Below are 20,408 nucleotides of genomic sequence, written 5' to 3' on the forward strand. Positions count from 1 at the left end.
TCACGAGACCCGCGAAAGCGCCGATCCCCGCGCCCAGCACGGCGAGCGGCAGGGAGACCACGACGACGGCGAGCGCCAGGACGCCCAAGCCGACGAAAGCGATCGCCGTTCCCGTCCAGCCCGCCACCGGCGCGAGCCGATCCCCGGCGCGAGGCGGCGTCAGCGGCGGCAGAGGGCCGTATCCACGACGGTCTCGACGCGCCTCGTGCCCGAGATGTCGGCCGGGATGCTCGTCACCGCGATGTTCGCGGCGTAGCCGTCGTCGGTCGCTCCGCCGCGGGTCTCGTATCCCACGATGTCGCCGCCGTGGCCCCAGTAGACGCCGCCGCACGACAGCTTCCTGCTCATGAGGCCCAGGCCGTAGCGGGCACCGGTGTCGCCGACCGGGACAGTGGTGCGCATCTGGGCGAGCTGGGCGGCCGGGAGGAGGCCGCCGTCGAGGAGCGCGGTGAAGAAGCGGTTGAGGTCAGAGTTGGTGGAGATCATCTGGCCCGCCGCCCAGCCTGCCGAGGGGTCGATCTCGGTGTACTCGCGCAGCGGCTCGCCCGCCGGCATCACGCGGTAGCCCTTCGGGTGGGGTTCCCTGATGGTCCTGTCGCCGGGGGCGGGGAAGTAGGTGTGGCGCAGGCCGAGCGGCTGGACGACGCGCCGGTCGATTTCCTCGGCAAGGGGGCGGCCGGTGACCTTCTGGACGAGGAGGCCGGCCAGGACGTAGTTCGTGTTGCTGTAGCTCCACTTCCTCCCGGGCCGGAACTCGGCCTTGTACTTGAGGGCGATGTCGACGAGGTCGCGAGGCTCGAAGTACCGGTACGCAATCTCGTCGTCGCTGATGTGCGCCCCGTACTCGGGAAGCCCGCTGGTGTGCTGCAGGAGTTGACGGACGGTGATGCGGCGGCCGTCGTTGCCCTTCCCGCGTACGAGGCCCGGGAGGTAGGTGTCGACGGAGGCGTCGAGGTCGATCTTCCCCTCGCCGGCCAGTTGCAGAACGACGACCGCGACGAACGTCTTGGTGTTGCTGCCCATCCGCACCTGGCCGTCCCTCGGCACCTTCGCACCGGTGGCCAGGTCACCAACGCCCGCGGTGTACGTACGGGTGCGGCCGTCAGGGCCCTGGACGGTCGCCAGCGCGGCGGGTTGGCCGTCGCGCACCAGTCCATTCAGGCCCTGCTGGACAGTGTCCGGCCGGGCGGCGGCAGATGCCGTGGGCGGAGCCAGGGCGCCCGTGGTCATGACGGCGACGGCCACCGCGGCCGCGGTCGCCAGCATTCCGCGGCGCCGCGTCGTGGAGGTACGGGGCCCGTGCCAGGTCTGCTCACGCATGAGTCAACTCCAGGGAAATCGTGGGGTGCTGTCGGCTGAACCGCCCGTCAACCGGGCAGGGCACGATCATGGATTCCCGGGCTCCGGCGCGCATCGCGGGAAAGCGGGAGACCGTACTCCCCCGATCGGGGGAGGCCGCGCGTGTGCCGCCCGTACATACTGGCCGATCATGATCAAGGGACTTCGGCCGCTGCTGCGCCGCTCCACGTACTCGGGTGCGCTGTTCGCCTACGGCGCCGTCCTGGCGAGTCTTCCCCTGCTGTCCTTCGCGCTGCTGCCGGCGCTGGCGTGGCGCTCCGCTCCCGAGGGAGTGCAGATCGTCGTGGTCTTGCTCGGCTGGGCGGCACTGATCGGCCTGGTCGGTCTCGCGCGCACCACGCGGCGGGTGCTGGTCGTGTCCGCCCGCCGGCTGCTGAGGGTGTCGTTGCCCGAGCCTGTCGCCGTACGTACGCCCCCGAGCCGGCCCGGTGACGGGTCGGCTGCCGCTGTGCCGTCCCGCGGCGACCGCTGGCGGACTCCTCTCTGGCTGCTGCTGCACGTGACGCTCGGATGGACGGGAGCACTGGCGAGCGGCGTGCTGCTCTTCGCGGGCCTGACCCTTCCGGGGGGTTGGCTCGACGCCGAGGTGGGGCTGAGCCTGTTCGGCCGGACGGTACGGGTGGAGGGCGGCTGGCAGAGCTGGGCGGTCGCGCTCGGCTGCCTGCTGCTCGCGGCGAGCGTGTGCGTGGTGGTGACGAAGGCCCTGCGCTGGTCGGCGCCCCGGCTGCTCGGGCCGTCCTCGGCCGAGCGGCTCGTGCTGGCGGCCGAGCGGGAACTGCGGCTGGCCGAACGGAACCGGCTGGCCCACGAACTGCACGACTCGATCGGGCACACGCTCACGACGACCACGATCCAGGCGGCGGTGGCGGGCGAGGTGCTCTCCTCCGACCCGGTTGCGGCGCGGGCCGCCCTGCGCAGCATCGAGGAGTCGTCCCGGGCCGCGCTGGAGGACCTGGACTACGTGCTCGGCGCCCTGCGCGAACGAGAGGCCGAGACGGCGCCGGCCCGCACCCTGGCCGATCTGCCCGAGCTGCTCGACCGGTTGCGGCACGCGGGCGCGGTGGTGGAGCTGGGGCTGTCGGGGGACCCGGCGAAGGTGCGGGGGACGCTCTCCCGCGCGGCCTACCGGATCCTCCAGGAGGGGCTGACGAACGCGATGCGGCACGGAGCGGGCGGTCCGATCGAGGTCCGCGTGGCGGCCATGCCGGACCGGCTGGAGCTCGGTGTGGTCAACCGGACCGGGGACGGGCCGCGTACGAGCACGGGGCCGGGCGCCTTCCCCACGTCCGGGCACGGCCTGCCCGGCCTCGCCGAGCGCGTGCGGCTGCTGCACGGCGAGATCGATGCGGGCCCGGACGGGCCGCGGCACTGGCGGCTGGCCGTCCGGCTCCCCGTACGGTTGTCGCCATGACCGGCACCGGCAGCACACCCGTCACCCTCCTGATCGCGGACGACGACGAGGTGACCCGAAGCGGTCTGCGCACCTTGCTCGCGGCCCAGCCGGGGCTCGCGGTGGTCGGCGAGGCCGCCGACGGCGTCGAGGCGGTCGAACAGGCACGGCGGCTGCGTCCGGACGTCGTCCTGATGGACGTCCGGATGCCGCGCCGCAACGGGATCGAGGCCACCCGGCACCTCCTCGCCGGGTCGGCCGAACCGCCGAAGGTCGTGGTGATCACCACCTTCGAGAACGACGACTACGTCACCGCCGCGCTCAGCGCGGGCGCCAGCGGGTTCGTGCTGAAGCGGCTTCCGGTCCGGCAGATCGCTGAGGCGGTGCGGGTGGTGGCGGCGGGTGAGGCGATCCTCTTTCCGACAACCCTGCGCCGGATGGTCGCACCCCGGCCGCTGCACTCCGCCGAGGCCCTGCCGAGGGCGGCGCTGACGGGGCGGGAGGAGGAGGTGCTGCGGCTGATGGCCACCGGCCTGTCCAACCCGGAGATCGCGGAGTCGCTCACGGTGAGCCTGGAGACGGTGAAAACGCACGTCGGGAACGTGCTGACCAAGCTCGGCGCACAGAACCGGACCCACGCGGTGGTAATCGCGTACGAATCCGGCCTGGTGGTCCCGGGGTTCGCCGGCTGAGCCCCGGAACGCCGTCGGAACCCGCACCGAAGCCGCCCCTCTGATCCCCCAACCCGCCGGACCGGAGGGCCGGCTCTCGTGCACTCCAGGGCCGGGCCGTTTCGTGTGTCTCCCGTGAGGGACCCTCCTCCGGTCCACGCCCCGGCACGCTTCAGAAGTACTCCAGCGGCGCGCTAGCGCACGGCGACCTGCGCGTGCCGTTCACCTACCGCTTCCCGAAAGGAGAGGGGGCCGAGGGCGTGGGGTGGCCAGCTCGCTCGCCAACTTCCCGCTGGGCCAGCGGACCGCCGACGCACGCCGCTTCTACGCCCGCGGTGACATGGACGAGGAACGTGTCGCGCAGCTGGAGAAGCTCGGCATGGTCTGGTCCCACTTCGACGTCGCGTGGGAGGAGGGCCTGTCGGCGGCGCGCGGGTGGGCGGCCGAACACGGGCACCTCCTGGCGCCGCTCGATGCCGCCCATCAGGGGTACAAGCTGGGGATCTGGCTGAAGAACGCCGCCGCCCGGCGCGCCCAGGACACACCAGACGTCACCATCGCCTGATCACTGATAGCCCGGCGCGGCCTCTGTCCATCCTGGTCACCTCCGGCCAGGCTGATGATGCGCCGGCATTCGAGGCGGTCATGGCCGGAATCCACGTCCCCGCGAAGAGGACTCGGCAGGCCATGAACCCGTCCTGCCGTCGTCCTCGCTGATCGCGCTTACTCATCCCGCGCGATCCGTGGGCACCTCCGTCGATGCGGTATCCGTGCCGTCATCCCGCAGCGCGCCTACCAGATCAGCCACCGCCCGCGGCGAGGGCGCGCCGGAAGCCGCCCGCCCAGCTTCGTCGCTGGACATACGAGGAGCGCAATGCCGTTGGGCGGTGCATCACTCGGATCAACAGTGGCGGGGCCTTGCAATGCGGACGGACAAGCTTTGCCGTCGCCTACCAGGACGCACTGCACCTGGCCGCCGTCCTCATCTGGACCCGCAGGTGAGAGGACGCCGACGTGAGCCCGTCTACTGAAGGTCCGTGCTTGGTTGGCGACGCCAGTCCCACCCGGGGTGTCGGTCCATCAGCGTGAGGAAGTCCCTCGCCTGCAGGATCTCGTGATGGTTGGTGTCGACAAGACCGTCCAAACCAGGCAGGACGTCACTGAGGAAGGTCCGGGCCGCGTCCATGGACTGGCACGACACGTAGACCGCGTACGGTTCGCCGATCCGGATCCCCACCTGCTCGAGTTCCTCCGGTTCGTAGTCCGCGAGGATCCCGCCAGAGAGGTCGATGTAGTACGAGTACCCGTGCTGGTGCAGTCTTTCGTCGCCCGTCACGGGGTCATGCACGAGCTCAAGTGAACGGATTCGCCTTTCAAGCGACGGGCGTCTCTCAGCGGAGACAAGGATGATCACAGATGGCCAGGACACGCGTTTACCTCCCCGCGCGACGGTAGTCGAGCGGGCCCCTCGGGTCGCCAGATATTTCCCCCTTTCGTCGGGGTCAAGGAGACAGGCTCCAGCCGCGTCCTGCGTGGGGTGCCCGGCTCCTCCGATGGAGCCAGACACCGTCACCGAGAAGAGTGCAGCTCCAAGGCGCCCCTGGCCTGATGCGATCACGGGCCGTCTGCTCCCGATGGAGCAGGCGGGACCAGGCACCTCGAGCGAGCTCGGGCTGGGCGCGGTCAGTACCGGACCGTCAGGGCGGTTACCGAGAAGCGGTATCCGGTCGCGCCTCCGTTGATGAGCTCCAGTCGGAAGTAGTAGTCGCCCGAGGCAAGGTCTCCCCAGGAAGAGGTGCCGCATTTGTTGGTTTTCGCGCCCTTGTTCTCGTCGGGTCCGAACACGTCCTTGTAGACGGCGGGTGAAACCGAGTAGAACGAGCCTGGATCCGTAGAGCAGCCGCTGAACGCGACTGCCGTGCTGCTGGCATCCGTGTTCTTGTCGGTCCACCTGCGGGACTCGTTGGACCCGGCTATCCAGCTGCTGATGTGGGAGCTGAAGCTTCCTTCGGCCTGAGCCGGGGCGGCGACTCCGGCGAGGGCCAGGACGCCGGCGGCGACGATCGCGGACCTGAGGCCACGCTTGGTCACAGATATCATCGTTGCTTCTTCCATGAGTGAGGGGCCGCCTGGTGGCGACCCTGGTCAGAGGTGCGCGGTGAAATGGAGTGCTGGCCGAGACCACAGAGCGGCCGTCGCGGCTCCGGCGCACTCAACCCCGGCGGCAGTAATCCCGGCGATCGTTGAGTCGGCAGGATGCAGGAGCCACGCCCAGGGTTCGGGCGACCCTCCCGGCCTCCAGCCGCTGGCTGCGAGAACGAGGGGGATGGCGGCTAGCGCTCCGCCAGTCAGCTGAGGTCCCAGCAGGGGGTGCAGCAGTAGTGCGAGACCGACGTACCCGGCCAGATTCCGCCCCAGAACCACAGCAAGTTCCGTGTCCAATGCCACGTAGCTGGCGAGTGCGGCAAGAAACCCGGTTGCGGCAACGCATACGCCCAGGACGGCGTCCCAGGACCGGACAAGCCGAAGTGCGACTTGCTCGGTCTGACTGGCCCCTCGTCCAAAGCCGTAGAGCAGAGTGACGGCCGGGATCAACGTCATGAGGTGGGCCAGGAGGAACTGCCCTGACTGTCCTGTCAGTACGGGAACGGGAAGCTCGACGTTACCCACTGCCAGGCCGATTGCCACAGTGCCGAGGGTCGCTGCTGCCATGACCGGTACAGCCCGTGCCTTGCACCACCAGCCCAGTCGGCAAGCTGTGCCGACATCACCCACGCCCGGAAGTTGGGCCTGGTCAAGCACCTGGCTGACGGCCCGCCCGTGGAGATCCTCGCCGATGCGGGCTATCAGGAATGGGCGCCCAGACCGGCGGCCGCGTGGTGACACCACCACACCGCAAGTTCAAGAAGAACCCGTCAGAGTGGTACGAGGAGATCTACGAACGCCAGCGCAAGGCGCACCCCTCACGCCGCATCCGGGTCGAGCACGGCATCGCACACCTGAAGAACTGGCGGGCACTCGCCCGCCACCACGGCCGACGCGAGCACATGAGCGACACGATCCAAGCCATCGCCAGCCTGCTCTCACACCAACAGACCGCCACCCGCACGGACCGTCAGGCACAGTGATCACCGGACCGACCTGCACCTTTCGGCGTCACACCGCTAATCGTGCACGAGCTCGTTAGCAAATGAAGGCACCCCCGCCGAGCCGGGGCACGTCCTCGGTGGATGCATCCAGGCGCAGGCGCACGTACCTGATCGGGTGCCGGTGGACGCCGCGGTCGACTGAGGTGTCGGTGCTGATCTCCGCGACGAGATTCGGGCTGAGTAAGGGTGGCTTCCAGGACGTCGCGGGTGCCCCATGCCGACGAGAACCTCGCGCCGGTCCAGGGGTGGCCGGTGCCGGCGGGCGTCAGGTGCTCGGCGAGCTGGCGGGCGGCATCGGGGCGCAGCGGGACCGTGCGGCCGATGGGGCGGAGGCGTCCGGTGGGGTCGTGGCGGCCGAGGATGAGGAGTTGGGGGTGGGTGAGGGTGCCGGTGATGCCGGTGACGTCTGTCCAGTCCTCCAGCCACTCCCTGGCCTTGTCCGGGTCGGTGGTCATCGGGCACAGGGTCCACGGGGCGTTCAGTGCGCGGGCCGCAAAGAGGACCTCCAGGCGTCGGCGGCGTTCTGCGTAGGCCAGCGCCAGCAGCTCGGTGCCGTCGATCTGCAAGGCGTCGAAGGCGATGAAGAACGCCGGGGACTTCGCGGCGAGCACGGTGGCGGTGCGGCCTCGGGCGGCGGCCCGGCGCTGGAGGGATTCGAAGGACAGCCGACCGGCTTCGGTGTCCCAGACGATGAGCTCGCCGTCGAGGACCAGGCCGTCCGGTAGCTGCTCGGCAGCCGCGACCATGTCGGGGAGCCGGTCCTGGATGAGCGAGCCGCGCCGGGTCTGCAGGAGCAGCCGGCCGCCGGGGCCGGTGGGGGTGAAGAGGATCGCGCGGTGGCCGTCGAACTTCTGCTCCGCCGCGAAGCCGCTCGCCAGAACGCCGGAGCCGGGAAGGTACTCTGCGGCCTGCGCGAGCATCGGCTCGAAGGGCGGGGTGAGAACCACTCGGGATGGTCTCCTTCACCGCCCTCCGAGCCTGGCATCCCACAGCCTCCCCCGGTCAGGTGCGTACGGCTTGCCGATGCGGCCAGAGGGCTCTGCCACATCAGGCTCCAGGGTGGCCAGCTGCTTCCAGCACCCGCCGCCGCGCCAACCACTACGTAGAACCTCTCCCCGGCTATCGCGGGGAAAGAGGTGTCGTTTTCCGAAGGGGCTTGCCCACGGCTTCTGACCTGCACGAATGCAAGATCACCAGCTTCGGGGGGTCCCACTCCCGGTCACACCTGCGGTCCCCCGCCTCGTACGACCGTGCAGACAACCCTCCAGCCACCCTCCGGTGCAACCCCCGTGGAGGATCAGCGGGAGGGCTCCCAGGCTTCTGTGCCTCGCAGCGATAGTCGGCGCTTCGCAGAGGTAGTTGTCACCGAGTGGCTCTTCACACCACCCGAGAACCTCACGGCCACCGCCGGGGTCCTCAAGATGGCGGACCTACTCGCGCGCCTCCGTCCTCGGCCAAGGACTGCAGGAGCGGGCGGCCGCGCACGAGCCGGTCCGGGTGGAAGTTGAGCGTCACCCCCAGCTGCGGATCCAGGGCGGACCACGAGGCCCGGCGACATGGCGCAGGGCCCGAATCTGAGGTGCGCGCACCACGTCCGCCAGTCTCCCCAGGCCGAGCAGGCGCGGGATGTGCACCCGGCGCAGGGGCTCGCTGCGCCCGGGGGGCTCAGTCCCACCAGAGCGACCACACCGTCGACCGGACCCAGGTATCGCCGTCGTGCTGGGGCCGCTGCACCGTGTCGCTGCAGTAGCCCTGCAACTCCGATGTGGCTCGCGCGGCGTCCCAGGGATCCAGGGGTGGTCTGTCGACGACCAGTTCCAGGTAGGGGCCCTGGGCGAGGAAGAGCTCGGCGCCCCACTGCTCGTGCCAGCGCCGGAGCAGGGCCGCATCGTCGGCGGGAGTGAGGACACGGTCGCCGTACCCGAACCAGTTGCACGTCCCGAATAGGTAGGGCAGGACCGCAGGTACCTCATAACCGCCTCTGACGGGAACAAAGTTGATCCACCGCCGGCTCTGGCCCCAGAAGATGTCCCGATCGCCGGTCCCCCAGCGCGACACCCCCGGCAGCGGCTCGACCCGCGCAGGCGCCAACTGCGATGCGAGCCGGTCCGGGTCGTAGTCGTCGCGCCAGCCTTCCAGGTCCTCCTCGTCGCCGGCGGCGCAGTCCATCGACCACCGGAAGCTCGACACCACTACGGACGCCGCACGGGCGTCGTGGTCCTGGCACGCCACTTCGGCCACCCAGCCCTCAACAACCACGCCGACGTCCTTTTGTCGGCGGGACCGGGCCAGGCCGTCCGGCGACTGCAGCGTGACGTACGGCCACCAGCCGGTCTCCCCGTGCCTCTTGCGCCACTCGTCCCACACGGCGAACACCTCGCCGCGCGCCACGGACACACCGATCACCTCGACGCCACCGGGCATGACGGCCCGCTCCACGGCCTCGTGGGGCAGGCGGGCGCGCAGGGCACGGAGGAACTCGTCGGCGGGGAGTTCCGGCTGGCGGAGGAAGCTGCTGTTCACAAGCCCAGGACGCTACGCCACGACCGCACGCCGCACACTTCGATATCCCCCGCGCTACCGGGGCTGTGGGCTGACCTTCCACTGCGGAGCTGGCGCTGGCGAGGGGGCCGGTGCGGGCGCAGGAGCTGGAGCAGGCGCGGCGCAGGCACGAGGCGCTGGAGCCGTCCGGGCTGATCCTGCCCGGTCCGGACGCGACCTGGACGAGGTCAGGGAGATGCCCAGCGGCGACGTCTGATCCCGGGCTTACGCCTGTCCGCCAGGTCAGTAGCAGCATCGCGGTCGTTGGCAACGACGGTTCTCCGGAGCTGGTGACAACACGATTGAGAACACCCCAGAAGTGATAATTACCGCGCGCATCCAGCGACAGAAAGCGCTGCGATCTCGGGAGAGCGCACCTGATTGGCGGCCATCACCGGTGACAACTATCGCTGCGAGTCACATCGGAAAGGCGTGGCTGGTGACTGCGTTGCGCCGGTAGGGTCGCCCGGCACAAAGGGGGTTGCTGATGGGCAACAAGGTCGTGACTCTGCCGGAGATCCCGAAGGCCGGCGAGGACCTCGAGGACTATATCGCCGCGCTTTTCCAGGCGTCCGGTCACTTCGTGGAGAAACAGATCATCGAGAGGGATCCGGCAGACATCCTCGAGCTCGACATCTTCGCGACCTACTACGGACCGGACGAGGCTCTGCGGCGGTGACGGTACCGAGGAAGACATAGCCGCGCGCGTCATACCGGGTGGCCACCGTCCGGGAGTTCTTGAGTCTGTTGATGGCCCGCTCCACGGTGTTGCGCTTCTTGTACCGCTCCTCGTCGAAGCCCGGCGGGCGCCCGCATCCCCCGTCTTTCTTCGATCACCGCATGCCCCACGTCAGAAGCCGTAGGTTTCCCGCAGCTCGCGGCCGATTCCCTCGGAAATGAAGTCCGTCAGGTCGAAGGAGGAGAGGTGCATAATTCCGGGACTCTGCGCCCGGGTGGATCCTCGCGGCGTACTCGTCGAGGATCTCCGCCAGGATTCCCGCACGAACGGCGGAGATGACGACGTGATCCGGGTCGCCCTTCTCGCGGAAGATGCGTACCTCTCCGGGGTGCGGCGGCCTCGGCTTCCGTCCGAGCTCCGCACTGCGCGCGAAAAATTTCACGTCGTCTCCGACCGGGCCGGGAACCGGCCGGCCCTCGGGCCAGTCCACTCCCGCGGTCGAGTGCACGCTCGGGTCGATCAGCTCGTGCCGCTCCCGCCAGAACACCCTCGACCTCCCCGCCAGCAGCTCTCGAACGTCCTGCGCCGCCTTCACCGTGAGGGGGCTTACTGAGAAATCCGAGTTCTCCCGCATGTATTGCAGGGTGGGCATGTTCTCCGACGCGCGCGAGGCCGCTCGGAACAGTGCGTCGTACCGAGGCCGCAGGTCGTCCACGTCGGACGGGCGGTGGGACACCGACGCCACGGGGACCCTCCCGACCGGGTGCGGGGTCGGGGCGTGCGCACCCATCGCCGCGCGCAGTTCGTCGGCCGCGACGTGCACCAGCCTGCTCAGTTCCGCCGTGTCCCCGGCGATCTTCAGCGCGGGCCGGCCCGGTGCCAGCCGGTTGACCATGTCCTCGAACGGGCCGGTCAGCGTCATCATGTGGCCCTCAGGGATGACCACCGCCCGCCCCGGCACCAGGTAATCGTTCAGAAACGGCTCACGCCGGGTCTCCCACGGCCCCGCGTCCGCAGCCATCCGGGCTTCCCACTCCGCCACCGCCTCCGCGAAGTTGATCGGCCGGTCGACAGGTCCGGCCGCACGCCGGGAGATCAGATGACGCGTCGGATCCGAGGGCTCTCCCTCCTGCGGCGCAGGACCCTCGGAGGCGGACAGCGCCGCCTCCAACTCCCGCCAGGCCGCCCGGCGCTCCTCCGACCACCCCCCGCCCGGACTGTCCAGGCGCCACACACGGTTCCGCTGTACCCACATCATCCGCGACGCCGCCGAATAGATCAGTTCGTACGCGTCGGCAAGTTCCAGTTGGCCGCTCATCCCGACTCTCCCTCACGATCGATCAACTCACCCACATCCTCACATCGCGCATGCGGTCCGATCATCATCGCGGGTGGATCGGGATTCATTACACATCGTCAGAACGGCGCCGGCTGCCCAGAGCATCGATGGCGATGCGGGCCGTGTCCTCATCCCCATGTGCGATCCGGGACAGCAGAGGGGGAACACCGCCAGCCGCAGCCCCCGTTGCATCGCGCAACTCTCCCCAGCGGGCCGGCCCCAGCAGCGGCCGGTGCGGGGCCGTGACCGGCGGACTTCTGGCCAGCCGGGCTACTCGCCGGGCTGAACCAACACGATCTCGACGTCGGTGACCCCTTCGCGGGCCTCGTATGACGCCTTGTAGGCGCGGGCGGCGCCCTCGCTGAAGGAGACCGCAGAGGTCTGCCGCTCGCCGTTCATCGTCCAGGCCAGCCGGAAGCACTGCATGACACATCTCCGCTCTCATCGGTGGGAGTGCCCGGCGGCAGCATCGGCATGGGCACCGCCGGACACTCGAACACACTCGCACGCAGCACTGACAACAGGTCCGAGCGCCCGGGCGCCAGCCCCGCAGCAACTACCGGCCGGTGACGACGACCCGCAACGTGTACGGCGTGCCAGCGGAGATCGCGGCGGCCTGCTCACGCAGATCGGCTGGCGTGAAGCCGAGCAGCGCCCGGTCCGCCGCCGCCAGCAGCAACGGCACGACCTCCCCCACCGGCCGGCCCCGGTGGGAGAGGGCGAGCCGGGCGAACGCCTCCTGATACGACATGCCGGACCCGCCAGCACTGTCGGTCAACAGTTGATCCAGGTGTCCCCTGTCGACCTTGATCTCGCCCACGGCCCGCTCCCGCCATCCAGTGGCCGGCATCGTCCGGCCCCACGCTTCCGACGGTAGGAGCCAGGTCTGACACCCGGCCCTGGCCACTCTGGGAGTAGGGCGCGGCCGGGGCTGGCCCGTCGACGGCTGAGGCCGCGCCGGTACGCGTCATGGGCACCCACGCGGAGTCACGGGCACGGCAAGACAGCGCGCGTCACTTCACGACGACCGCGCCCTGCTCCATCACGTGGTGGCCGGGGAAGGTGCAGGAGAACGCGTAGCGGGCCCCGGCCTCCAGCTTCGAGGTGTCGAAGGTGACCTGGTCCTTCTCCTTGGCTCCGTTCACGCGAAGATCAAGATCAAGGAGCCCATCACGCTCGCCGACGAGCGAGCGGGGAGGAAGGCCCGGCGCTGTCGGTTCTCGGGTTCTGGCTCAGGTTCTGTGGAGTGGTCACGCCGAGTGAGCGAGCCGCTGCCGAATCGGATGCGCTCGGAGCTGGGGTGAGGTGAGCTCCAGAGCCCGGTTGTCCTGTCCGGCAGCCATGTGGTCGAGCCATCGTTCATACCAGGTGAGAAAGTCCGGGGCTGAGGAGACGTTCGGGCCCCAGAAGCCGTCTGCGTTGCCGGTGAGCATGCGCCCGGTGAGAGGGCCGGTTATGCCTATGAGGACGAGATCGCTGCAGCCGCGTTCGATGACGTGCAGGAACAGGTCACCTCGGCGGGTGGGGCGATAGGCCCGGCTGAATCCTCTTGAGCCCGTGCTGGCGTCTTGGGAGTTCATCGTGAAGAGCGTGCAGTCCTCCAGCGGGATCAGTCCGTAGTACGGAGACGCACCACTGCCGCCCATGCTGGTGAGGAAGTCTCGATAGGGCTGCGGGAGTTCCACGTCATGCTCGGCCTGAAATGCATCTGCCTGACGTTTGGTGAGGCGGGGGCCGAGACGAAATTCGTGCCGCTCCTCCCCAAAGGAGTGGCTTCGGTTGGGCGCGTAGAGGATGCGTGCCAGCTTGCGTCGCAACCGCGGGATGCGGGAGTCCATGCGAGCTCTTCTCTCGTGTCGCCCGCAATCTATCGCACGGCACCACAGCTCAACCTGCGAGCAGGACTCGCTTCCTCAGCAGCTGGAAGCCGGCCCGGCTGAGCATCTGGCGCCTGAGCATCTTGATCCCGACCGAAAGTGGCGGCCTCGGCCGCCAGGGGCCGGTCGACGGCTGCGAAGCGACCGGTGAAGGAGCCTGCTCCCGCCAGTACCGAGCAAGCAGAGCACCTGCGGCGCGGAGGCCCCGAACAGCCCTCGGCCCGCAAGCCTCACCAGCGTTAGCGACCGGTGACCATCCCGCCGGGGCGGCAGCATCACGGCGAGGAGTAGTCAACGAAAGGCAGCTCGACTGCTTCATCGCCCGCGACGGACCCGCCCAGCCCGGAGCGCACCCAGGAGCACCGTGTGTTCTGGCGAGGCCCCTACATCAAGGGCGCGTTCAGCGTCGGGGGGAAGGCGTGCGCCCTCGACTGAGGCGCCTCGAACCGAGCTAGCATCCGGCCAGTGGTTCGCTCCCGGGAGGAGTTCGTCGCGGCTGCGGCGCCTTCGGCAACGCTGGCGCTGGCGCACGTGTCGGCGTGGTTCGGTTTATGGGGATGCTCAGGTGAGGATCTGAGCCAGTGCTCCGGCGATGACGGCGGCAAGGGTGAGAGCGGCAGCGAATGCGGTGGCGGCGCGCATGAGCGCGGCCGGGTAGGTGGCCCCGTCGAGGCGGGCGAGCGTGCCCGCACCGACAGCGGCCAGGATCGCGGACAAGACGACCAGTGCGAAGGCGAGCAGGACGATGGCGAGACGAGTCACGGCAATCTCCTAGGTAGGCCATGGATGTTGACGTGGCCAAGGTCGCCGAAGGAATGTTCACCAGGGTGCGGGCGGACGAAAATGAACACTGTTGAACGCGTGGGGCGGGGGTGCTTGTGGACAGCAGACATGACAGCCGCGAGGAAGCGCTCACGGAGCTGCGTGAGCGGCTGGAGGACAAGCTGGCCCACGAGCGGTTGACGAAGACGGTTCTCGCTGTCCGCGCGAGCTTGAGTCGGACCGTCGTCTCCGAGGCGTTCCAGGTTGGTGGGCCGGTTCCGTCCGCGAGAACGGTCGCCGGACTGGCCCGCGCCTTGCGCTTGCGTGCCGAAGAAGTGCAGGAGCTGCTCGAGCTGCGCCGGGCAGCGGCTGGCGAGAACGGTCGGTCGGCCCCGGGGATTGCGGGTCTGGGCAAGCCGATCTCAGAGTGGGATCCGCACGATTTGGAGATCCACCCTGCGGCCTTAGCTCCAGGCGAACCGTCGAATGGCTGGTTGCAGCGTGCGCTGCCCGGCTATGTGCGTCGCACTCACGATCAGGTCCTGGCCGAGGCCGTGAGCGAGGCCGTGAGCGAGGCCGCGGAGGGCCACAGCCGCATGCTGGTCCTGGTCGGATCGTCCTCAGTTGGGAAGACGCGGGCGTGCTGGGAGGCGGTACAGCCGCTCGCAGCCCGTGGGTGGCGCTTGTGGCATCCCTACGATCCGACCCGAGCGGAAGCCGCACTCCTCGACCTCAACCGAGTTCAGCCCCACACCGTGGTGTGGCTTAACGAGGCGCAGCACTACCTCGGCCACGGTCAAGACGATGAGCGCATCGCGGCCGCCCTGCACACGCTCCTCACCGACCGCGACCGCCGCCCTCTCCTGGTCCTGGGCACCCTGTGGCCCGAGCATGCCGACGCCTTCACCGCCCTACCCCGCCCCAACGAAGACGATCTTCACAGTCGTGCCCGCGAGCTTCTGTCCGGACGCACTCTGACCGTGCCCGATGCCTTCGACCAGGATGCGCTCGGTGCCGCCACGATGCTTGCGCAAGACGGCGACAAGCTGCTCTCAGATGCCCTCACCCGCGCTCACGCCCACGGCCAGGTCACTCAGGACCTCGCGGGCGCCCCCGAGCTCCTGCGCCGCTACGAACACGGAACTGCGCCGGTCAGAGCCCTGCTGGAGGCAGCGATGGACGCTCGCCGACTCGGCGTCGGACTGCACCTGCCCCAAGAATTCCTCATCGACGCCGCCACGGACTACCTCTCCGACTACGACTACGACCAACTCACCGAGGACTGGGCCGAAGCCTCTTTCGCCGATCTAGCCCGCCCTGTCCACGGCAGACAGGCCCCGCTGCGCCGCACGAGATTTCGCCGCCTTCAGCACCGTCCGCCCGGCCTCGCAGCACAAGATCCGGTGCCGGTGACGGGGCCTGTCTTCCGCCTGGCCGACTACCTTGAACAGCACGGCCGCACCATTCGTCGCAGATGCTGCCCGCCCGCTTCGTTCTGGCAAGCTGCCCACATTCATCTCACCCAGCCTGACGACGTCGTCAACCTCTACCGCGCAGCCAAGGACAGGCACCGCCGGCTATGGACCGATCACCTCGTCCGCCGGGGAGCCGAGATCTATCGATCTGTCACTGTGCCCACTACAGTGCGGGCGCGGAAGGAGACCGAGGGTCAGGAGGCGGCCGAAGCTCTCGACCGGCAAGCCGTGGACGCTCGCCACGTCGATGTCTTCACCCACCTGGCACGACTACGGGAAGGGATCGGGGACCGAGAAGGCGCCGCAGCCCTCTGCCGAGAAGCCGAAGAACTCCGAAGCCGGCCAGGGCGAGAGGTGAGGGGGATCCTCGGAGCTGCACATATGCGGCGGCCCGATGATTTCGGCAATCCTTCCGTATTGATGATGCTGGCCCAGGAACGCGTGGAGGCTCGGGATTGGGAAAGCACCGAAGCCTTCGTCTGGCAGCTCGCTCACACCAGACGAACGGAGGCGCTGACGGCTCTGGTGCTTGCTCGGGAGAAGGCCGGGAACGACGAAGCGGCCGAGGCCCTCGCCTGGCAGGCGGCGGACGCCGGCCACCCAGAGGTCCTTACAGAACTGGTTTGGGAGCGAAAGAAGACCCTGGGCTGGGAGAGCACGGAAGTCCTTGCCATTCGGGCCGCTGACGCCGGCTACCTGCATTCCATCCCCTATCAGGAGGAATGGTGGCCGTACGGACTGGACCCGGATGGTTCACCAACGCCCCCATGGTCCCGACCACGAAGATGAACACGGGGACGGCCGAGACCGGTGACGTTCCGATGGACACGGCCACCGCCTGACGAGAGCGGCCTCGTGGTGAGAGCGACGGCTGAAGCTCTCGCTCTCACCGCTATCCGAGGCATCACCGCAGGTCAAAGTGCGGATGCGCGGTGGTATTTGCACTGGACGTGTCGCCCTGGCCGCTTTCGACGCTGCGGCCGCTCTGTGACGTGAGGCCCTCGAGGACCTGGACGAAGACGTCCTCGCCGAGGCCGCCGCCGACGAGCTGGTGCGCGGCCTGCTCGGGCAGTTGGCCGACTGGCAGCAATCGATCGGCGAGCTGGGCCGCGCGCTCACCACGGCAACTGAAGGCCGACCGCTACCCGGCTGGTCCACCGACGCCGGCCGCACCGAGGACATCGGGTGGCGCCAGGCCCCGCACCACGCTGCTCGGGGCCGTCGCACGCCACCACCACGCTCACCTGCTCGCCGCCATCGTCGAGCTCGGCGGTGAGCTGGAGCTCCCAGCTACCCGTAACGGGCGCTTCAGGGGCGCGGTCATCCCAGAAGGCTGCGCGGTCAGCGACGCCGGCCGCCGCCGATGCGGCGGTCATCGGCCAGTGCGGTAAGCGGGCCGAACTCGCAGGCAAGCTCGTTCCACGTCAGAACCTCGCCACAGCGGGGCGGGAACTCCTTCGGGTTGAACTCGGGCATGGTCCAGGTGCCAGTGCCCCGGTCCCGCAGCCACAGGTCCCCCTCACCGTCGACCACAGTCGGCGGGACCGGAACGGGCTCGGCCTGATCGGCGGGCTCCCAGGTGACCCGGCCCGGGTGGGAAACGCGGCGCAGCTCGGTGGTGGCCAGCCGCGCGGCCAAGTCACGGGTGGACTCTTCGGCGTCCTTGACCGACTCGAGTCGGAATGCGTCGTCAAGTACGGGCAGGGCTGGATTCTTGCTGCGCTTTGAACTCATACGCTGACTACCTCCGGTGGGGGGCGTCACATCCGTTATGGCACCCCGTAGAGCAACACAGTATCCGAGGCGGGAGCCCGGCCAGGCCTCCTCCGCTGGAACGGTCAGCAAGCCCGCCGACGCCCAGGAACATGCTCTGCGCCAGGTCAGCGACTTGTTGGGTGAGGCGAGGAAGGCACTCGACACGCTGACGCGGTAGCTGGGAGCAACCGTCCAGCCCACGGTTCAGCCCCCGCTCGGTACAACCCTCTCCGGGGCGAGCGCGGCCTCCAGGCAGTCCAGCCGTTCGTAGAGAGCGCGAACGAGGCGGGCGCGGTTCTGGACGCAGCGCACGGTGCCCTCGATTGTCACGGACAGCCGGCCTTCTGCCTCGCGCAGGACGACGTCGGCGAGCGCCTTGGGTCCGCTGTCCTTGGGCAGCTGGTCGGCGCGGCGGCGGACGTCGGTGGCGACGGCGCGGGCGTGGCCGGTGAGCTGGAGGGCGATCTGCTCCAGGTCGCGGGTGGTGAGGGTGTCCTGGTCGGTCCACGCGAGGACGGCCGTGACGAGGCACTCGTACGGTTCGCGATCGAGCGGGAGCCCGGCTTCGATCAGGCCGTCGGGGTCGTACAGGACCGTGTGTGGCTGCTGGTGTGCATGGCGGGCCTCGATGCCGGAAGCGTCGTGTGCGGGTGGCCGGCGGTCACCGCTGGGTGTCCTCGCTGCCGTCGGCGACGTCGTCCTGGTCCCCGTCGTGCTGACCGAGGAACCAGGTGAAGCCACGGTCCGCGCGGGCGAGCAGGGCCGGGAGGGGGCGCCGTAGGCGGGCGACTGGAGGCCGCGGCCCTCCGGGGCCGGGGCGGTGCTGTCGGTGTGTGCGCGCATGAGGCCCCGCCTTTCCGGCTGGTGGTCCGTGGGTGCCGTCGACGCTACGCACCTGTGGTCCGCGCTCTCAACGAAGTTGCGGAGAATTGCGGGACTTCACTCCAGGGCGTCGATCGCGGCCTGGATGAGCGCTCGGGCGGCGTCGCCGTACACGGCCATCTCCGCGAGGCCGGCGAACGCCTTCGCGTAGTCGGCGAGCTCGCGCGGCTGCTTCACCTTGATCTCCGCCGTCAGCGTCTCCACCACGGCCTGGACGTCGTCGTGGAGGTAGAACGCCTCCAGCGGCCACACGGTGCGCTGCGCGGTGAACGGGATGATCCCGAGCGAGACGGAGGCGAGCGGCATCACGGCCAGGAGGTGGCGCAACTGCCCGCGCATGGCGTCCGGGTCGGCGGTGCGGTAGCGCAGGACGGATTCCTCCATGAGGACGACGTAGCGGTGGCCGCCTTCGTAGAGGAACCGGGAGCGGGCGATGCGGGCGGCGACCGCTTCGGCGACGTAGTTGGGGGTGCCCTGGAAGCGGGTGATCTGCTCCATGAGGGCGGTGGCGAAGCCGGGGGTCTGGAAGAACCCGGGCGGGACGTTGGAGACGTAGACCCGGCAGACCCGGGTGCGCTCGTGCAGGGTGTTCCAGTCCTGTTGGACCTTGCGCATGCCGCCCTGGTGCAGGCGGCGCCACTCCAGGTACATCGAGTCGACGGCACGGGCGGTGGCGATGAGGTCGTCGGCCTGGTCGTCCGCGTCGCAGGCCGTGCACCAGGTGCGGATGTCGGTGTCGGAGGGCGGGGCGTCGCCCTTCTGGATGCGGGTGGTCTTCGCGGGGTGCCAGCCGCACCGGGCGGAGAGTTCCTTCCCGGTGAGGCCGGCGTCCTTGCGCAGGTGCTGCAAGCGCACGGCGAGCGCCTCGCGGGCCGCTTGTGCGCTGGACGATGGGGAGGCGGGCACAGGGCTGCTCAGGGGGCCTGGACGGTGTACTTCTCGTGCGGGATGCCGCGTTCCCAGACCGTCTCGAACGCCGTGGCGCACAGCGCGGCCGCGGCTGGATCGTCGGTGCGTTCCTTTCCGTCCGGCGCCCAGTCGCCGGTGCCGGTGAAGTGGTGGAACTGCACGACGCGCCCATCCAGGAGCCAGAAGTCGTTGCCGGGCAGCGGGATGTCGCTGGCGTGGCGACGGGGCAGCCAGCGCACGTCCTCTCCGGCCTGGAGGTTGAGCGGGGTGATGGCGTGCTCGTAGCGGATGTAGTCGGTGACCGGCTCGGAGACGATCCGCGCGCGGCGCATCACCACGCCACGGGCGACCGCGTCCTGAACGAGCGGCATCCACTGCGGCCAGAACGAGCGCGCCGGATCGAGGTTCGGGACGCCGGTGCGCAGGAAGGACTCGAAGTCGTCCCATTCGTCGCCCACCGCGTAGACGTCGCGCATCTCCAGGTGGACCGCCGTACGGTGGGTGTCGGCAAGCAGCTCAGCGAACGTCGTGGTGTTCAGCTGCTGCGCGTTCAGCGGCATCGCACGCCTCCCTCAGAATCGACACCATGCGGGCCGGAATCCGGATCACCCGCTCGTGCGGGGGAATCCCGGCCCTGTGGCCGGCTACCCACTCGGTGGAGCCGACCAGGGACTTGAGGAGTTCGTCGGCTTCCTCGCCCTGGAGGACCAGGTCCGCGCTCTCCTCTTCCACCCACACCGTGGGCGATCCCTCGCCTCCGGTGTTCGGGTCGATCCCGACGAACCGTAACGTCATGGCGCTCTCCCCTGCGACGTGGTTGCGCATAGTTGCGCGCACCGACCGTCCCGCAGCCCGGAGAGCCGGTCAAGAGGACCGAGAATGGCAGAGGCTGACCCACGGGTCGCGGCGCGGGCCAGCCCTCGCAGGGCAGTTCGTGCCGACGGGGCGAGCGTCCAGCGCCATGCGCAGGCGCTCCGCGACGGGCTGATGCCGCTGGACGAAGCCGGGGTCCTTCAGCTGGTCGGGCGCGGGCAGTTGCCTGTGCTGGTCGGGCCACCGCTCGCACAGCGTCCAGCCCAGAGGCTACACGCACGCCCCTACACCCTGTCACCACAGGAAACGCCTGTTCGTGTGCGCGGGCCCGCCGGTATCCGGCGGGCGCACAACGGTGTCAGGCCGCGGCCGTGGGGTTCGCCGATTCGGCGGTGCGGCGGTATTCGGCGTTGATGCGCTGGGCTTCCTCGAGCTGATCCTCGAGGACGATGATGCGGCAGGCGGCCTCGATGGGGGTGCCCTGGTCGACGAGTTCCCGGGCGCGGGCGGCGATGCGCAGCTGATAGCGGGAGTAGCGGCGGTGACCGCCCTCGGAGCGCAGCGGAGTGATGAGGCGGGCGTCCCCGAGGGCGCGGAGGAAGTTCGGTGTGGTGCCGAGCATTTCGGCGGCCCGGCCCATGGTGTAGGCCGGGTAGTCGTCGTCGTCGAGACGGCCGTACGAGTCATCTGCTGTCATTTGCACCTCTCTCATGGAACTTCATGGAACGCGTGGAGGGGCGGGGGGGGGGGGCCGGCCCCCCCCCCCCCACCCACAAAAACCAAACGCCCCCCCGAAAAGGGGCCCGC

General features: G+C 69.4%; 23 protein-coding genes and 2 pseudogenes. 7 read left to right on the forward strand and 18 right to left on the reverse strand.

The features are described 5' to 3' along the window. Positions 1 to 159 precede the first annotated feature (159 nt). A complete protein-coding gene (locus ACFY8U_RS36010) occupies positions 160 to 1,320 on the reverse strand; it encodes a serine hydrolase domain-containing protein (protein ID WP_389576330.1) in 1,161 nt (386 codons plus the stop codon). A 169-nt stretch (positions 1,321 to 1,489) separates the two neighbouring features. Here ACFY8U_RS36010 and ACFY8U_RS36015 point away from each other — a divergent pair, with 169 nt between their 5' ends. From ACFY8U_RS36015 to ACFY8U_RS36030, 4 genes and pseudogenes are all read left to right on the forward strand, one after another. Continuing rightward, entirely contained in the window at positions 1,490 to 2,770 is a 1,281-nt protein-coding gene (locus ACFY8U_RS36015) for a histidine kinase (protein ID WP_389576332.1), read from the forward strand. Next, positions 2,767 to 3,441 carry a response regulator gene (locus tag ACFY8U_RS36020; protein ID WP_389576334.1) on the forward strand — a complete coding sequence of 225 codons (675 nt, stop codon included), beginning with the start codon at positions 2,767 to 2,769 and terminating at the stop codon, positions 3,439 to 3,441. The genes ACFY8U_RS36015 and ACFY8U_RS36020 overlap by 4 nt, the downstream gene beginning before the upstream one ends. Before the next feature lie 358 nt (positions 3,442 to 3,799). Continuing rightward, positions 3,800 to 3,883: pseudogene (locus tag ACFY8U_RS36025) on the forward strand (hypothetical protein); the annotation flags it as partial. Then, a pseudogene (locus tag ACFY8U_RS36030) lies at positions 3,871 to 4,422 on the forward strand (transposase); the annotation flags it as partial. The pseudogenes ACFY8U_RS36025 and ACFY8U_RS36030, both read left to right, overlap by 13 nt. Positions 4,423 to 4,444: 22 nt before the next feature. On the opposite strand, the gene ACFY8U_RS36035 reads toward ACFY8U_RS36030, so the two are convergent. Both ACFY8U_RS36035 and ACFY8U_RS36040 read right to left on the reverse strand, forming a co-directional pair. After that, the gene (locus tag ACFY8U_RS36035) at positions 4,445 to 4,768 is read right to left on the reverse strand and encodes a hypothetical protein (RefSeq protein ID WP_389576336.1); all 324 of its coding nucleotides are present in this window, start codon (positions 4,766 to 4,768) and stop codon (positions 4,445 to 4,447) included. 335 nt (positions 4,769 to 5,103) lie between these two features. After that, complete coding sequence (locus ACFY8U_RS36040; protein WP_389576338.1) at positions 5,104 to 5,520, reverse strand: hypothetical protein; 417 nt, start codon at positions 5,518 to 5,520, stop codon at positions 5,104 to 5,106. A 752-nt stretch (positions 5,521 to 6,272) separates the two neighbouring features. Here ACFY8U_RS36040 and ACFY8U_RS36045 point away from each other — a divergent pair. Further along, positions 6,273 to 6,548, forward strand: a complete 276-nt coding sequence (locus tag ACFY8U_RS36045; RefSeq protein WP_389576339.1) for a transposase — start codon at positions 6,273 to 6,275, stop codon at positions 6,546 to 6,548. On the opposite strand, the gene ACFY8U_RS36050 is transcribed toward ACFY8U_RS36045, so the two are convergent. Together ACFY8U_RS36050 and ACFY8U_RS36055 are read right to left on the reverse strand one after the other, a co-directional pair. Further along, entirely contained in the window at positions 6,536 to 7,516 is a 981-nt protein-coding gene (locus tag ACFY8U_RS36050) for an ATP-dependent DNA ligase (RefSeq protein ID WP_389576341.1), read from the reverse strand. The two genes, ACFY8U_RS36045 and ACFY8U_RS36050, sit on opposite strands and share 13 nt — an antisense overlap. Before the next feature lie 718 nt (positions 7,517 to 8,234). Continuing rightward, the gene (locus ACFY8U_RS36055; protein WP_389576342.1) at positions 8,235 to 9,092 is read right to left on the reverse strand and encodes a DUF4253 domain-containing protein; all 858 of its coding nucleotides are present in this window, start codon (positions 9,090 to 9,092) and stop codon (positions 8,235 to 8,237) included. Between the two features lie 505 nt (positions 9,093 to 9,597). On the opposite strand from ACFY8U_RS36055, the gene ACFY8U_RS36060 reads away from it, so the two are divergent. Continuing rightward, entirely contained in the window at positions 9,598 to 9,789 is a 192-nt protein-coding gene (locus ACFY8U_RS36060) for a hypothetical protein (RefSeq protein WP_389576344.1), read from the forward strand. A gap of 154 nt (positions 9,790 to 9,943) precedes the next feature. On the opposite strand, the gene ACFY8U_RS36065 is transcribed toward ACFY8U_RS36060, so the two are convergent. The 6 genes from ACFY8U_RS36065 to ACFY8U_RS36090 form a co-directional block, all read right to left on the reverse strand. Beyond that, on the reverse strand, positions 9,944 to 11,107 hold the full coding sequence (locus ACFY8U_RS36065; protein ID WP_389576346.1) for a hypothetical protein: 1,164 nt from the start codon (positions 11,105 to 11,107) through the stop codon (positions 9,944 to 9,946). 291 nt (positions 11,108 to 11,398) lie between these two features. Beyond that, positions 11,399 to 11,554: a hypothetical protein gene (locus ACFY8U_RS36070; protein WP_389576347.1), complete on the reverse strand. Its 156-nt coding sequence runs from the start codon at positions 11,552 to 11,554 to the stop codon at positions 11,399 to 11,401. Positions 11,555 to 11,684: 130 nt separating this feature from the next. Further along, positions 11,685 to 11,948 (reverse strand): hypothetical protein, encoded by a 264-nt coding sequence (locus ACFY8U_RS36075; protein ID WP_389576349.1) that lies wholly within the window; start codon positions 11,946 to 11,948, stop codon positions 11,685 to 11,687. 193 nt (positions 11,949 to 12,141) lie between these two features. After that, complete coding sequence (locus ACFY8U_RS36080; RefSeq protein WP_389576351.1) at positions 12,142 to 12,273, reverse strand: plastocyanin/azurin family copper-binding protein; 132 nt, start codon at positions 12,271 to 12,273, stop codon at positions 12,142 to 12,144. A 105-nt stretch (positions 12,274 to 12,378) separates the two neighbouring features. Beyond that, on the reverse strand, positions 12,379 to 12,966 hold the full coding sequence (locus tag ACFY8U_RS36085; protein ID WP_389576353.1) for an SMI1/KNR4 family protein: 588 nt from the start codon (positions 12,964 to 12,966) through the stop codon (positions 12,379 to 12,381). Between the two features lie 600 nt (positions 12,967 to 13,566). Next, a complete protein-coding gene (locus ACFY8U_RS36090; RefSeq protein ID WP_389576355.1) occupies positions 13,567 to 13,767 on the reverse strand; it encodes a hypothetical protein in 201 nt (66 codons plus the stop codon). A 110-nt stretch (positions 13,768 to 13,877) separates the two neighbouring features. Here ACFY8U_RS36090 and ACFY8U_RS36095 point away from each other — a divergent pair, with 110 nt between their 5' ends. Next, positions 13,878 to 16,031 (forward strand): hypothetical protein, encoded by a 2,154-nt coding sequence (locus tag ACFY8U_RS36095; RefSeq protein ID WP_389576357.1) that lies wholly within the window; start codon positions 13,878 to 13,880, stop codon positions 16,029 to 16,031. 115 nt (positions 16,032 to 16,146) lie between these two features. On the opposite strand, the gene ACFY8U_RS36100 is transcribed toward ACFY8U_RS36095, so the two are convergent. The 7 genes from ACFY8U_RS36100 to ACFY8U_RS36130 all read right to left on the reverse strand — a co-directional run bounded on the left by ACFY8U_RS36100 (position 16,147) and on the right by ACFY8U_RS36130 (position 20,298). After that, positions 16,147 to 16,332: a hypothetical protein gene (locus ACFY8U_RS36100; protein WP_389576359.1), complete on the reverse strand. Its 186-nt coding sequence runs from the start codon at positions 16,330 to 16,332 to the stop codon at positions 16,147 to 16,149. 251 nt (positions 16,333 to 16,583) lie between these two features. Continuing rightward, positions 16,584 to 16,976 (reverse strand): hypothetical protein, encoded by a 393-nt coding sequence (locus ACFY8U_RS36105; RefSeq protein WP_389576361.1) that lies wholly within the window; start codon positions 16,974 to 16,976, stop codon positions 16,584 to 16,586. 225 nt (positions 16,977 to 17,201) lie between these two features. Further along, positions 17,202 to 17,627, reverse strand: a complete 426-nt coding sequence (locus ACFY8U_RS36110) for a DUF6415 family natural product biosynthesis protein (RefSeq protein ID WP_389576371.1) — start codon at positions 17,625 to 17,627, stop codon at positions 17,202 to 17,204. A gap of 309 nt (positions 17,628 to 17,936) precedes the next feature. Next, the gene (locus ACFY8U_RS36115; protein WP_389576363.1) at positions 17,937 to 18,785 is read right to left on the reverse strand and encodes a helix-turn-helix domain-containing protein; all 849 of its coding nucleotides are present in this window, start codon (positions 18,783 to 18,785) and stop codon (positions 17,937 to 17,939) included. An 8-nt stretch (positions 18,786 to 18,793) separates the two neighbouring features. After that, positions 18,794 to 19,348, reverse strand: coding sequence for a DUF6879 family protein (locus ACFY8U_RS36120; protein WP_389576365.1), 555 nt, complete (start codon positions 19,346 to 19,348; stop codon positions 18,794 to 18,796). Then, positions 19,305 to 19,583 (reverse strand): hypothetical protein, encoded by a 279-nt coding sequence (locus ACFY8U_RS36125; RefSeq protein ID WP_389576367.1) that lies wholly within the window; start codon positions 19,581 to 19,583, stop codon positions 19,305 to 19,307. Before ACFY8U_RS36125 ends, ACFY8U_RS36120 begins: the two co-directional genes overlap by 44 nt. A gap of 376 nt (positions 19,584 to 19,959) precedes the next feature. Next, positions 19,960 to 20,298 carry a MerR family transcriptional regulator gene (locus tag ACFY8U_RS36130; protein ID WP_389576369.1) on the reverse strand — a complete coding sequence of 113 codons (339 nt, stop codon included), beginning with the start codon at positions 20,296 to 20,298 and terminating at the stop codon, positions 19,960 to 19,962. Between the last annotated feature and the right edge of the window lie 110 nt (positions 20,299 to 20,408).

The sequence above is a fragment of the Streptomyces sp. NPDC012508 genome, assembly GCF_042902595.1.
In the GTDB taxonomy this organism is placed as follows: Bacteria; Actinomycetota; Actinomycetes; order Streptomycetales; family Streptomycetaceae; genus Streptomyces.